Annotated in this window: 12 protein-coding genes; 3 read left to right on the forward strand and 9 right to left on the reverse strand. The window is 69.2% G+C overall.

Annotation, left to right across the window (positions count from 1 at the left end; genetic code table 11):
- The first annotated feature begins 13 nt into the window (after positions 1–13).
- Positions 14–496 (forward strand): MSMEG_6728 family protein, encoded by a 483-nt coding sequence (locus ACXYX3_RS18955; RefSeq protein ID WP_458608609.1) that lies wholly within the window; start codon positions 14–16, stop codon positions 494–496.
- Here the strand turns inward: ACXYX3_RS18955 and glgC are convergent.
- Positions 493–1,707, reverse strand: coding sequence for a glucose-1-phosphate adenylyltransferase (glgC, locus tag ACXYX3_RS18960; protein WP_241206953.1), 1,215 nt, complete (start codon positions 1,705–1,707; stop codon positions 493–495). The genes ACXYX3_RS18955 and glgC overlap by 4 nt on opposite strands.
- A gap of 155 nt (positions 1,708–1,862) precedes the next feature.
- Between glgC and glgA the strand changes: the two genes are divergently transcribed.
- Complete coding sequence (gene glgA / locus ACXYX3_RS18965) at positions 1,863–3,038, forward strand: glycogen synthase (RefSeq protein ID WP_458608610.1); 1,176 nt, start codon at positions 1,863–1,865, stop codon at positions 3,036–3,038.
- Here glgA and ACXYX3_RS18970 read toward each other — a convergent pair.
- From ACXYX3_RS18970 to ACXYX3_RS19000, 7 genes are all read right to left on the reverse strand, one after another.
- A complete protein-coding gene (locus ACXYX3_RS18970) occupies positions 3,035–3,202 on the reverse strand; it encodes a DUF3117 domain-containing protein (protein WP_003406247.1) in 168 nt (55 codons plus the stop codon). The two genes, glgA and ACXYX3_RS18970, sit on opposite strands and share 4 nt — an antisense overlap.
- A gap of 145 nt (positions 3,203–3,347) precedes the next feature.
- Positions 3,348–3,965, reverse strand: a complete 618-nt coding sequence (locus tag ACXYX3_RS18975) for a DNA-3-methyladenine glycosylase I (protein ID WP_241206951.1) — start codon at positions 3,963–3,965, stop codon at positions 3,348–3,350.
- The gene (locus ACXYX3_RS18980) at positions 3,962–4,264 is read right to left on the reverse strand and encodes a DivIVA domain-containing protein (RefSeq protein ID WP_241206950.1); all 303 of its coding nucleotides are present in this window, start codon (positions 4,262–4,264) and stop codon (positions 3,962–3,964) included. Before ACXYX3_RS18980 ends, ACXYX3_RS18975 begins: the two co-directional genes overlap by 4 nt.
- 31 nt (positions 4,265–4,295) lie before the next feature.
- On the reverse strand, positions 4,296–5,255 hold the full coding sequence (locus ACXYX3_RS18985; protein ID WP_374238410.1) for a glucosyl-3-phosphoglycerate synthase: 960 nt from the start codon (positions 5,253–5,255) through the stop codon (positions 4,296–4,298).
- Positions 5,252–6,076, reverse strand: a complete 825-nt coding sequence (gene folP / locus ACXYX3_RS18990; protein WP_458612144.1) for a dihydropteroate synthase — start codon at positions 6,074–6,076, stop codon at positions 5,252–5,254. The genes ACXYX3_RS18985 and folP overlap by 4 nt, the downstream gene beginning before the upstream one ends.
- Positions 6,077–6,180: 104 nt before the next feature.
- The gene (gene fadD6 / locus ACXYX3_RS18995) at positions 6,181–7,989 is read right to left on the reverse strand and encodes a long-chain-acyl-CoA synthetase FadD6 (protein WP_458608612.1); all 1,809 of its coding nucleotides are present in this window, start codon (positions 7,987–7,989) and stop codon (positions 6,181–6,183) included.
- Complete coding sequence (locus ACXYX3_RS19000) at positions 7,986–8,588, reverse strand: LOG family protein (RefSeq protein WP_458608613.1); 603 nt, start codon at positions 8,586–8,588, stop codon at positions 7,986–7,988. Before ACXYX3_RS19000 ends, fadD6 begins: the two co-directional genes overlap by 4 nt.
- Before the next feature lie 49 nt (positions 8,589–8,637).
- On the opposite strand from ACXYX3_RS19000, the gene ACXYX3_RS19005 reads away from it, so the two are divergent.
- On the forward strand, positions 8,638–10,620 hold the full coding sequence (locus ACXYX3_RS19005) for an AAA family ATPase (RefSeq protein WP_458612145.1): 1,983 nt from the start codon (positions 8,638–8,640) through the stop codon (positions 10,618–10,620).
- Positions 10,621–10,627: 7 nt separating this feature from the next.
- Here ACXYX3_RS19005 and ACXYX3_RS19010 read toward each other — a convergent pair whose 3' ends face one another.
- Complete coding sequence (locus tag ACXYX3_RS19010; RefSeq protein ID WP_458608614.1) at positions 10,628–12,238, reverse strand: ABC-F family ATP-binding cassette domain-containing protein; 1,611 nt, start codon at positions 12,236–12,238, stop codon at positions 10,628–10,630.
- Positions 12,239–12,250 lie beyond the last annotated feature (12 nt).

Genomic DNA, 12,250 nt, shown 5'->3' on the forward strand with positions numbered 1-12,250 from the left:
TACCCGGCCCGTCATGCAGACCTTCCTGCCGTACCCGGACTTCGCGGCGTCGGCGCGGGCTCTCGACGCCCGCCGCCTCGGTAAGCAGCGCGCGGAGACCATCCAGGTGCTGCGCGCGCTGACGGTTCCGGGCTACGGCTGGCGCAACCACCCGGCCGCGACGATGTGGGCGGGCTACGAGGAAGCCGTCGTGCGCTACGGCATGGAGGTCTGCGCGGCCTGGTGCGCGCTCGGCCGGGCCGACACGTGCGCGGCCACGCTGCTCACCGATCTGACCGCGGCCACCGGCGTGACGGCGATCCGCAGTCAAGACGAGCTGGCCACGGCCGGCGAGGTACCGCCGTGGCTCGGCGACGCTGCGGTGCACCGCAGCCATCAGTCGGCACTGGTACGCAAGGACCCCGCCCACTACCGTCCGCTGTTCCCGGACGTGCCCGACGACCTGCCGTACGTGTGGCCGGCCTCAGACCGACCCCGTCGCCGATCGGACGGCTAGACCCAGACGCCCTTGCCGACGGCCACGACGCCGCCCGCGCTGACCGAGAACCGCTCCCGGTCCTTGTCGAGGTCGACGCCCACCATCTCCCCCGGACCGACCACGACGTTCTTGTCGAGGATGGCGTGCCGCACCACCGCGCCGCGACCGATCCGCGCGCCCGGCATGATCACGCTGCCCTCGACGATCGCACCGTCGTCGACGGCGACGTTCGACGACAGCACCGAGTTACGCACCGACGCCGCAGAGATGATGCTGCCGGCGCCGACGACGGACTCCTGCGCCGAACCGCCGTTGACGAACTTGGCCGGCGCCAGGTTCTCCGAGCTGCCGCGAATGGGCCACCGCTTGTTGTAGAGGTTGAAGATCGGGTGCACCGAGACGAGGTCCATATGGGCGTCGTAGAACGCGTCCAGCGTCCCGACGTCGCGCCAGTAGCCGTGATCACGCTCCGTCGCCCCGGGCACCTCGTTGTTGTTGAAGTCGTACACCGAGGCCATGCCGTCGGAGACCAGGCGCGGGATGATGTCGCCACCCATGTCGTGGTCGGAGTCGTCGTCTTCGGCGTCAGCGCGGATCGCATCGATCAGCACCTTGGTGGTGAAGATGTAGTTGCCCATCGAGACGAACGTCTGCTCCGGATCGTCGGGCGTGCCCGGTGGATCAGCCGGCTTCTCGATGAACCCGCGGATACGTCCCGAATCGTCGGAGTCGATGCAGCCGAACGCGCTGGCTTCCGCGCGCGGCACGCGGATCCCGGCGACCGTCGCACCTGCGCCACTCTCGATGTGCTGCTGCACCATCTGCTCCGGATCCATCCGGTACACGTGATCGGCGCCGAAGATCACGATGTAGTCGGGGTCTTCGTCGTAGATCAAATTCATCGACTGGTAGATCGCATCGGCCGAGCCGGTGTACCACCGCGGACCGAGACGCTGCTGCGCCGGCACCGGGGTGATGTACTCGCCGGCAAGCCCCGAGAGCCGCCAGTTCTGCGAGATGTGGCGATCCAGCGAATGCGACTTGTATTGGGTGAGAACACAGATCCGCAGGTATCGAGCGTTGACCAGATTCGAGAGCACGAAGTCGATCAGCCGGTAGGCGCCTCCGAACGGAACCGCGGGCTTGGCCCGGTCGGCTGTCAACGGATACAGCCGTTTACCTTCTCCGCCGGCGAGGACGATGCCCAGCACGTGTGGCGCTTCCCTCATGAAACCAACCTATCGGCAGGTGGTGACGGGGGCCAGCTATTGGCAGGCATTGGCGAGTTCTCGTTTCTCGACCGAGTCTGGTGGATCAGGACATGTGCATCAAGACAATTGAGGATGCGGCGCGAGCCGTCGGCCGATCTGGGTACGGTCAATCCATGCGAGTGGCGATGATGACGCGGGAGTACCCACCGGAGGTCTACGGCGGCGCCGGAGTCCACGTCACCGAACTGGTCGCGCAACTGCGACATCTCTGTGAGGTCGACGTGCACTGCATGGGAGCACCGCGCCCGGGGGTGACCGTCGCCGCCCCCGATCCGGCGCTGGCAGGCGCCAATCCCGCCCTGGCCACGCTGTCGGCCGATCTCACCATGGTCGACAGCAGCTCCGAGGCCACCGTGGTCCACTCGCACACGTGGTACACCGGCATGGCCGGGCATCTGGCCGCGCTGCTCTACGGCGTGCCGCACGTGTTGACCGCGCACTCGCTGGAGCCGATGCGGCCGTGGAAGGCCGAGCAGCTCGGCGGCGGATACCGGATCTCGTCGTGGGTGGAGAAGACGGCAGTGGAGGCCGCGGATGCGGTGATCGCCGTCAGCTCCGGGATGCGCGAAGACGTGCTGCGCACCTACCCGGCGTTGGACCCCGACCGGGTGCATGTGGTGCGCAACGGCATCGACACCGACGTCTGGTATCCCGCTCAACCCGACCCGGCGGAGTCGGTGCTCGCCGACCTGGGGGTGGACCCGACCCGCCCAATCGTCGCATTCGTCGGCAGGATCACCCGGCAGAAGGGCGTCGCGCACCTGGTGGCCGCCGCGCATCACTTCGCGCCGGAGGTGCAGCTCATCCTGTGCGCCGGGGCGCCCGACACCCCGGAGATCGCCGAGGAGGTGGCGTCGGCAGTTCAGCAGCTGTCCAGCGCCCGCACCGGGGTGTTCTGGGTGCGCGAGATGCTGCCGACCGCGAAGATCCGCGAAATTCTTTCCGCGGCAACGGCATTCGTGTGTCCGTCAGTCTACGAGCCACTGGGCATCGTCAATCTCGAGGCGATGGCGTGCGGGACCGCGGTGGTCGCGTCCGACGTCGGCGGCATCCCCGAGGTGGTCGACGACGGACGTACGGGACTGTTGGTGCACTACGACCCCGCCGATGCGGCGGCCTTCGAGCGCGACCTCGCCGAGGGCGTCAACTCCTTGGTGGCCGACCCGCAGCGCGCCGCGACGTATGGCGCCGCGGGCCGGGCCCGATGCATCGAGGAGTTCTCGTGGGCACAGATCGCCGAGCAGACCCTGGAGATCTACCGCAAGGTCTGCGCAGCGTCCGGCGGCTAGCTGGTGACGCCCTTGAGTTCGTCTCCGAGGGCGGCTGCCTCATCGGGAGTCAGCTCGACGACCAATCGTCCGCCGCCTTCCAGTGGTACCCGCATCACGATGCCGCGCCCCTCCTTGGTTGCTTCCAGTGGACCGTCTCCGGTCCGGGGCTTCATCGCCGCCATCGAGTGCCTCCTCCACATGGGCGTGCCCGTCAGGGCCCGATTGGTCGTGCAAACTCCGATGACGTCGAACACTGACAGCATCGGCTCTGAACTGCTTCAGACGTCCATTGTTCCCTATCCACGCCATCTCGTGTGCAAAGACCCGCTATAGCTGCGCCTGCGGCTCGGTTCGCGGCACCCAGCAGTCGGCGACGTGGTCGTCCACCATGCCGGTCGCCTGCATCAGTGCATAGGCCGTCGTCGGGCCGACGAACCGGAACCCACGCCGTTTGAGTTCCTTGGCCATCGCGGTGGATTCAGGCGACGTGGCCGCTACCCCCGACAGGTCGACCGGCCGGGGTCGGGTGGCCCGGTCTGCCGGGGCGAAGGACCACAGCAGCTGCGCCAGGTCGCCGCCCGCATCGGTGAGATCGGCAACGGCTCGCGCGTTGGCGATGGTGGCCTCGATCTTGGACCGGTTGCGCACGATGCCGACATCGGACAGCAACCGCTCGACGTCGCGCTCGGTGTAGCGGGCCACCCGCTCCACGTCGAAGCCGTCGAACGCGGCGCGGAAATTCTCCCGCTTGCGCAGGATGATCAACCACGACAGACCGCTCTGGAACGCCTCGAGGCTGACCCGCTCGAACAGCGCACCCGAATCGTGCACCGGTTGCCCCCACTCGGTGTCGTGGTAGTCGCGGTAGAGCACGAAGTCGTCGTCGGAGAGGCGCGCCTGGTCGATCCAGCCGCACCGGACCCGACCGTCGGAGGCGACCGTCATGTGCCGTGCTGTGGAACGTCGCGCACCGCAGCGAGTTCGCCGCGCAGCTGATCGATCTCGCGGGCCAGGCGCTCGAGCGCCCAGTCGACCTCACTGGCCTTGTAGCCGCGCAACGTCTGGGTGAACTTCAGCGCCTCGACATCGGCCCCGGTGATCTCGGTGGCCGGCAACGAGGTGGCCGTGGTGGCCTTCGGCAGCGGCGGCAGCACCTCACCCCGGCCGAACAACACACTGCCGATCGCGAACAACACGATGCCGACGAGCACCAGCACGACGAGGTAGAGCAGAACGAGCGTCACACGTCGATAGTGCCTGAGTGCTCCGACAGAGTCAGCGGGGACGCAGCGTGATCATCGGGGGCCGGTCGTCCAACGACACCGAGGACGTGCGAGGTGTGTAGTCCTCGCCGTCGGCGAAGAACTGTGTCAGCCCGACGCCGGAGTCCGGGATGCCGCAGCGCTGCAGCAGCGTCGCGATGACCTGGCGGCTCATCGAGGCCAGCTCGGTCAGCGGGCGGTTGCGGTGCGTGCGGACGCCGAGGTTGACCTGTGCGATCCCGTCGAGGCCCAGCCGGTCGTAGGCGTCGACCAGCAGCCCGATCTCCACGCCGTAGCCCGGGGCGAACGGCACAGCGGTCAGCAGTTCCCGGGTGCCGGCGTACTCGCCGCCCAGCGGCTGATACAGGCACGACAGCTCCGGGCGCAGCGCTGCGAGCAGAGGCCGGGCCACCAGCTCGGTCACGCGACCGCCGCCGTTGGCGTCCTCGCGTCCGCTGACCTTCAGCGGGCGCCGGTAGAAGCCCTTGACCAGGTGCACGCCGTCAGCGGTGAGCAGCGGGCCGAGCAGCTTGGGCACGAACATCGGGTCCGGGTCGAGCAGATCGGAGTCGACGAATGCGATCAGGTCACCGGTCGTCGCGGCCAGCGAACGCCACAGCACCTCACCCTTGCCGGGCGCGGGCGCCACCTCAGGCAACGCGGCCTCGCGGCTGATCACCCGAGCGCCCGCGGCCAGCGCGCGGATCTCGGTGTCGTCGGTGGATCCGGAGTCGAGCACCACGAGCTCGTCGACCAGTCCGCCCAGCAGCGGCGTGATCGTCTCGACCACACCGGCGACGGTCTCTTCCTCGTTCAGCGCAGGCAGGACCACCGAGACGGTGCGCCCCTTCTTCGCGGCTTCCAGCTCGGCAACCGTCCAGGTCGGACGGCTCCAGCTGTGGTCGGTCAGCCAGCGGTGCTCGGCCATTCCCGCAGGGCCCGTTCCCGTGATGCGCTCACTCAAGACCGTCATGCCAGTCCCCTCACCGTGCGTTGTGGCGGACGGACGCCGTTGATCGACGCCACCATGTCCAGTACCCGACGTGTGGGGCCCACCTCGTGCACACGGAACATGGCGGCTCCCTCGGCGGCCGCGAGTGCGGTCGCGGCCAGGGTGCCTTCCAGGCGCTCGGTGAGTCCCACACCGAGAGTCTCCCCGACGAAATCTTTGTTGCTCAGGGCCATCAGGACGGGCCATCCAGTGTTAACAAGCTCTTTTACGTGCCGCAACAAAGTAAGACCGTGGTAAGTGTTCTTGCCGAAATCATGGGTCGGATCGATCACGATGCCGTCCCGTCGGACGCCGTGGGACAGGGCCCGCTCGGCGGCGGCGGTCACCTCGGCGAGCACGTCGTCGACCACGCCGCGCTCGGTGATCCCGTAGTTGACCCGGAACGGCCGGGTCCGCGGGACCGCCCCGCCGGTGTGTGAGCACACCAGGCCCGCGTTGAACTCCGCGGCGACGGCCGGCAGGTCGGGGTCCGCACCGCCCCAGGTGTCGTTGATCAGGTCCGCGCCGGCCGCGCAGGCCTGCTTGGCGACCTCGGCGCGCCACGTGTCGACACTGATCAACTGGTCGGGAAAGGTGCCGCGCAGCCATTCGATGAACGGCACGACGCGGGCGATCTCCTCGTCGACGTCCACGGTCTGACCCGGCCCGGCCTTGACCCCGCCCACGTCGACGATGTCGGCGCCGTCGGCGACGACGCGGTGCGCAGCCTCCTTGGCGGCGTCGTCGGTGAACGTGGCGCCCCGGTCGTAGAAGGAATCCGGCGTCCGGTTGACGATCGCCATGATCAGCGCACGACCACCGGCCACCGGCCGCCCGAGAAACGTCGACTGCACGCCCTTCAGGCTACGGATCCGGCGGTTTCGGCGTGTTCACCGCCGCTCAGCGATTACTTCGGCTTCTTGCCCGCGGCGACCTCGTCGGGGTACTCGTCGTAGAACTCCACGTACCCCTCCTCCTTGCCCGAGAGCACGTAGATCGGATCCTCGATCTCCACGTCCTCGGTGTCGTCGTCGTCGCCGGAGGCCTTGCCGTAGCCCTCCTTGCGCAAATCACCCTTCTGCGACTTGAACGTCGAGGTGTGCGCCAGCTCCTCGACCACGCGGACGAACAGCGGCACCGCGTAACCGGGCAATTTGTCGTAGGCGGCCTTGGCCAGCGACTTGCCGTCGAACTCCTGGCCTTCTTTGAGTTGCACGGCGGCCATCCCCGCGCGGCCGCTCGCGCCGGGCACCTCGACCCCGAACACCGTGGCCTCCTCGACCTGCGGATCCGTCGAGATCGCGGCCTCGACCTCGGTGGTCGCAACGTTCTCGCCCTTCCACCGGAACGTGTCGCCGAGGCGGTCGGTGAACGCGGCGTGCCCGAAGCCCTGCGCGCGCATCAGATCGCCGGTGTTGAACCAGACGTCGCCCTCCTTGAAGGCGTCGCGCACCAGCTTCTTCTCGGTGGCCTCTTTGTCGGTGTAGCCGTCGAAGGGCTGGAAGTTGCTGACCTTGGACAGCAGCAGACCCGGCTGGCCGTTCTTGACCTTGCGCAGCCGGCCGTTCTCGTCGCGCTTGGGGTCGCCGGTCTCCTCGTCGTATTCGACGAACGCCACCGGGGTGGGGCAGATGCCGGTCGTCTTGTCGATGTTGAGCACGTTGACGAACGCGGTGTTGCCTTCGCTGGCCGCGTAGAACTCGCAGACCCGCTTGATGCCGAACCGTTCGGTGAACTCGTCCCAAATCGCCGGCCGCAGTCCGTTGCCGGCGATCACGCGGACGTTGTGCTGGCGATCGGTCGGCTTCTCCTCCTTGCCGAGCAGATAGGTGCAGATCTCGCCGATGTAGACGAACGCGGTGGCCTCGTAGCGGATGACGTCGTCCCAGAACTTCGACGCCGAGAACGACTTGCCCAGCGCCAGCGTCGCGCCGGAGTTCAGCACCGAGGACAGTGCGACCGTCAGCGCGTTGTTGTGGTAGAGCGGCAGGCAGCAGTACAGGGTGTCGCTGCTGTTGAGCCTCATGCCCAGGCCGCCGAAGCCGGCCAGCGCCCGCAGCCAGCGGTAGTGCGTCATCACGCTGGCCTTCGGCATGCCCGTGGTGCCGGAGGTGAAGATGTAGAACGCCTTGTCCTTGGCGAGCACCGCGGATGTGGTCGCGGGGTTGGTGGTCGGCGCGCCCTGCGCCTTCTCCTTCATCTCGTCGACGGTGACCAGCCCGGAGGTGTCGGCGCCGCTCTCGGTGATCGGATCGACCAGGTCGACCTCGGCGACCACGACCTTGGCTTCGAGCAGCCCCAGGCTGTGGGCGAGCACGTCGCCGCGCTGGTGGTAGTTGATCATCCCGGCGATGGCGCCGCACTTGACTGCGGCGAGCATCAGCAACACCGAGTCCGGGGAGTTGCGCAGCATGACGCCGACGACGTCGCCGTGGCCGACGCCGCGCGCGGCGAGAACCGCCGCGTAGCGGTTGACCGTCTCGTTGGCCTCGCCGTAGGTGAGCTCGGTGTCCTCGAACTTGATGAACACCTTGTCGGCGTAGCGGCCGGCGCGGTCCTGGAACACCTTGCCGATCGAGGTCTTCGCCGTCGGGCGGGCCAGGAACCCGGTGACGACGCCCTGCACGATCGTCGGCGTGTCCATCAGCAATCCCGGTACCTGGCTCGCGATGTCGAGGACCCCGACACTGCTCCGCTTCCCGGATTTACCGCTCATTCCCGCTCCCCTTGTTCCTCGGTGGTCGTGTGTCGGTCACCCTGGCCCGGTGCGCATGCGGCCAGAGCAGCCTCGATGTCGTCGACGACTTCCAGTCGCGCCAGCGCGCCGTCGGCGACATAGCCGCTCTGGACCAGCCCGCGTAGCCAGTCCAGAAGCCCCTCGTAGTGCCCCCAAGTGTCGAGCATCACGATCGGCTTGGTGTGCATACCCAAATAGCCCGCTGTCCAGGCTTCGAAGAATTCTTCGAGGGTGCCGATGCCCCCGGGCAGCGCGATGAACGCATCGGCGCGGTCCTCCATGACCTGTTTGCGTTCCCGCATCGTGTCGGTCACGACCAGCTCGTCGGCCTCGGTGTCGGCCACTTCCCTGTGCACCAGCGCCTTGGGGATCACGCCCACCGTGCTGCCGCCGTGCGAGCGGGCCGCCGCGGCCACCTCTCCCATCGCCGAGACGTTCCCGCCGCCGGAGACCAGCGTCCAGCCGCGGTCGGCGATGGCGGCGCCGAGACGCCGGGCGAGGTCCAGCAGGCGGGGTTCCGTGGGGCCCGAGGCGCAGTACACGCAGACGGCCCATCGGCGATCGGGTTCTGGGGACACGACCTAAAACTTAGCCGCAGACGAATAGGCTGGGCCGGTGCCCGTGCCTGTGCCGCTCACCTGGGTGACCGCACCCGACGAGCCCGCGCTGACACAGCTGGAGGCCGGCGTGCGCGACCGCTCGGGGGCGGCGTTGATCGGGCCGGCCGGCGTCGGCAAGACGTGGCTGTTGCGCCGGGCGGCGGAGCGCCTCGGACCTGACGTCCCACGGGTCGACTGGATACGGGCGACGGCGACGCGCACGGCGATCCCGTTCGCCGCCGTGGAGCATCTCGTCGACATCCCGGACACCGGGAAGACGGCAGCGGTCCTGCGGGCGGCGCGCGACCGTCTCGGTGACGGTCGGTTGCTCGTGGTCGACGACGCGCACCTGCTCGATCCGTTGTCGGCCGCGCTGTTCTACCAGCTGGCGGTCGGCGCCACAGTGCGCCTGCTGCTCTCGGCCAGCGTCTCGGCGAACCCGGTACCCGCCGAGGTCAGTGCACTGTGGCGCGACGGCCTGGTGTCCCGCATCGACCTCGACCCGCCCGGACACGACGACGACCGTTTGATGGCCCATGTGGCCGACTTCGTCGACGCGGCGACGCCGCAGGTGCGCCGGGTGCTGGAGTACCTCGCGGTCTGCGATCCCCTGGGGCTCGAGGACCTGGCGGTGCTGACCAGCGCCGGCGCCGTCGACGAGGCCGTGTCGGCGGGCGCGATCTCGGTGGACGACGACGGGGTTCACCCGGCTCACCCGCTGTTCTGTGACGCCGTGCGTGCGGCGCTGGGCGGTCCGGAGATCCGGCGGCTGCGCACCGCGGTGGTGGGACGCCTGTCGACGGCGGGCCCGCGGGGTGTGGTCGCTCGGCTGCGCCTGGCGGCGCTGGCCGTGGGCAGCGACGAGCCGCCGCCGGTCGCGCAGGTGTGCGCCGCGGCCAGCGATGCCCTGCGGCTCGGTGATCTGGAACTGTCCGAGCGGCTGGGGCAGGCGGCGCTGGCCCAAGCGCCCGATCTGGGCGCGCGTCTGACGGTCGGCTACGCGTTGGCCTGGCAGGGCCGCGGTCGCGACGCCGACGCAGTGCTCGCCGAGGTGGATCCCGCCGACTTGACCGAGGACGAGTTGCTGGCGTGGGCGCTGCCGACGGCGGCGAATCAGTTCTGGATGTTGTCCGAGCCCGAGCGGGCGACGGCGTTCCTGCAGACCACCCGGGGCAAGGCCGGCTCACCCGCAGCCCGCACCACGCTGGATGCGCTGTCGGCGACGTTCGCGATGAACGCCGGCAATCTCGGCAAGGCTGTCGAGCTGGCGGGTCAGGTGCTCGCCTCCTCCGACGCCGACGAGACCGCGGTCGGTTGGGCGGGTTCGGCGGCGGCGTTGTGCGCGGCCCGGATGGGCCGGTTCGCCGAGGTCGACGCGGTGGCGAAGCGCGCGATGTCGGCCGGCCAGCCTGGCCTGCTGCGGTTCACCAGCGGCTTCGGCCAGACCACCGCGCTGCTGATGGCCGGGGAGCCCGAACGCGCGTTGGAACTGGCGCGGCACCTGACCGATTTCGCGCAGCGCCGCCAGCCCGGCCGCGCGATCGGCGAGGTGCTGGTGGCCGACGTGCTGATCGCGACCGGCGAGACGGCGCAAGCGGTGGCGCTGTTGCGACAGTCCGCCGCCACGCTGGCCCCGACGGGATACTCCTGGGGGCCGCTGGCCTGGATGCTGTTGGCGCAGGCACTCGGTCGGCTCGGCGAGACCGTGGAGGCAGGAAAAGCGTTGTCGCGGGCGGAGTCTCGGCACGGCCTCAAGTCAATGCTGTTCGCGCCCGAGCTGGCGCTGGCACGGGCGTGGACGATGTCGGCGCGCCGGGACACCCACGGCGCGGTCGCGGCGGCCCGGGATGCGGTCAAGGCCGCCGAGCGGGGCGGCCAGCAGGCGGTGGCGCTGCGCGCGGCGGCCGACGCGGTGGCCCTCGGTGATCCGCGCGGCGGTGAGACGCTGACCCGGCTCGCGCGGGAGGTGCCGTGCGCCTTCGGGCGTGACGCGGTGGCCTCATCCGCCTGAACCGGCGTCAGCGCAGACCGCCTGCCCGCAGGTGCAGCACCCGGTCGACGCCGATCGCATCCAGGAACATCTCGTCGTGGCTCACGACGACGAAGGCACCGCGGTAGGCCTGCAGGGCCTGTTCGAGTTGGGCGACGCTGACCAGATCGAGATTGTTGGTCGGCTCGTCGAGCAGCAGCAGCTCCGGCGCGGGTTCGGCGAACAGCACGCACGCCAGCGTGGCCCGCAACCGCTCACCACCCGAGAGTGTCGACACCGTCCGGTCGACCGCCTCGTCGCCGAACAGCAGCTGCGCCAGCAGATGCCGTCGTCGCGTGACCGACAGGCCGGGTGCGTGGGCGGCGAGATTGTCGGCAAGCGTGGCGTCGTCGTCGAGCAGATCGAGCCGCTGCGACAGGTACGCAACGCGGCCACCCGAGCGTTCCACGGTGCCGCGATCGGGTGCGAGATCGCCGAGCAGGACCCGAAGCAGCGTGGTCTTGCCGCTGCCATTGGGACCGGTGAGTGCGATCCGCTCGGGGCCACGGATCGAGAAATCGACGCCCGAGAGCACCTCACGATCTGCGCGGGTCACCGCGATAGCGTTGCAACGCAACACCATACGTCCCGCGGGCACTGCCGTGTCCGGCAGATCTAGGGTGAGCGCGTCGTCGTCGCGCAGCAGCGTTTCGGCCTCGTTCAGCCGCGTCCGCGCGTCGTCGATGCGTCGCGCATGCACGTCGTCGGCGCGTCCGGCGGTCTCCTGTGCGCGGCGCTTCATGGCTCCCGCAACGATTTTCGGTATGCCCGCGTCGGGCAGGGAGCGCTTGGCGGCACCGCTGCGCCGGTCGGCACGTTCGCGGGCCTGCTGACGATCACGCTTCTGCCGCTTGAGGTGCTGTTCAGCCTGGCGCACCGCGCTGCGCGCAGCGCTGTCTGCGGCGTCGACCGCGGCCCGATAGGCCGTGAAGTTCCCGCCGTAGGACGTGATCTCGCCGCCGCGCAGCTCGTCGATGCGGTCCATCCGGTCGAGCAGCATCCGGTCGTGGCTGACCAGCAGCAGGCAGCCGGGGACGTCGTCCAAGGCCTCGTAGAGCCGGCCGCGGGCATCGACGTCGAGATTGTTGGTCGGCTCGTCGAGCAACAAAATGTCACTGCGCTGCAACAGTTCTCGTGCCAGCCCCAGCGTCACGACCTCACCGCCGGACAGGGTGCCCAACGACCTGTGCAAGCCGATGTGATCGAGCCCGAGACGGTCGAGCTGAGCGCGGGCACGCTCCTCGACGTCCCAGTCGTCGCCGATGGCGGTGAACACCTCGTCGCGAGAATTTCCGGCCGCCAATGCGTCCAGCGCGGCCAGCACGTCGGCGATGCCGAGCAGCTCGGCCACGGTCCCGTCGGTTCGGTCGTGGAGCAGCGGCAGGGTCTGGGGCAGGTAGCCGACGGTGCCGACGGTGCTCACCGACCCGGCGGCGGGGTGGAGTTCACCGGCGGCAAGGCGCAGCACCGTGCTCTTGCCGGCGCCGTTGGGTGCGACAAGCGCGGTGCGGCCGGGGCCGACGGTGAAGGCCAGGTCTGTGAACAGCGGGGTCTCGTCGGGCCAGGCGAACGAGACGTGGGAGAAGATGATCGATGGCATGAGCGAACTCTC

The sequence above is a fragment of the Mycobacterium sp. Panama NTM2 genome (assembly GCF_054355555.1).

Coding starts and splice junctions, on each gene's coding strand:
- ACXYX3_RS18970 (WP_003406247.1), bottom strand. CDS start 3,202: ATGGCGGCGATGAAGCCCCGGACCGGAGACGGTCCACTGGAAGCAACC.
- ACXYX3_RS19010 (WP_458608614.1), bottom strand. CDS start 12,238: ATGCCATCGATCATCTTCTCCCACGTCTCGTTCGCCTGGCCCGACGAG.
- fadD6 (WP_458608612.1), bottom strand. CDS start 7,989: ATGAGCGGTAAATCCGGGAAGCGGAGCAGTGTCGGGGTCCTCGACATC.
- ACXYX3_RS18975 (WP_241206951.1), bottom strand. CDS start 3,965: ATGACGGTCGCCTCCGACGGTCGGGTCCGGTGCGGCTGGATCGACCAG.
- glgA (WP_458608610.1), top strand. CDS start 1,863: ATGCGAGTGGCGATGATGACGCGGGAGTACCCACCGGAGGTCTACGGC.
- folP (WP_458612144.1), bottom strand. CDS start 6,076: ATGGCGATCGTCAACCGGACGCCGGATTCCTTCTACGACCGGGGCGCC.
- ACXYX3_RS18955 (WP_458608609.1), top strand. CDS start 14: ATGCAGACCTTCCTGCCGTACCCGGACTTCGCGGCGTCGGCGCGGGCT.
- glgC (WP_241206953.1), bottom strand. CDS start 1,707: ATGAGGGAAGCGCCACACGTGCTGGGCATCGTCCTCGCCGGCGGAGAA.
- ACXYX3_RS18985 (WP_374238410.1), bottom strand. CDS start 5,255: ATGACGGTCTTGAGTGAGCGCATCACGGGAACGGGCCCTGCGGGAATG.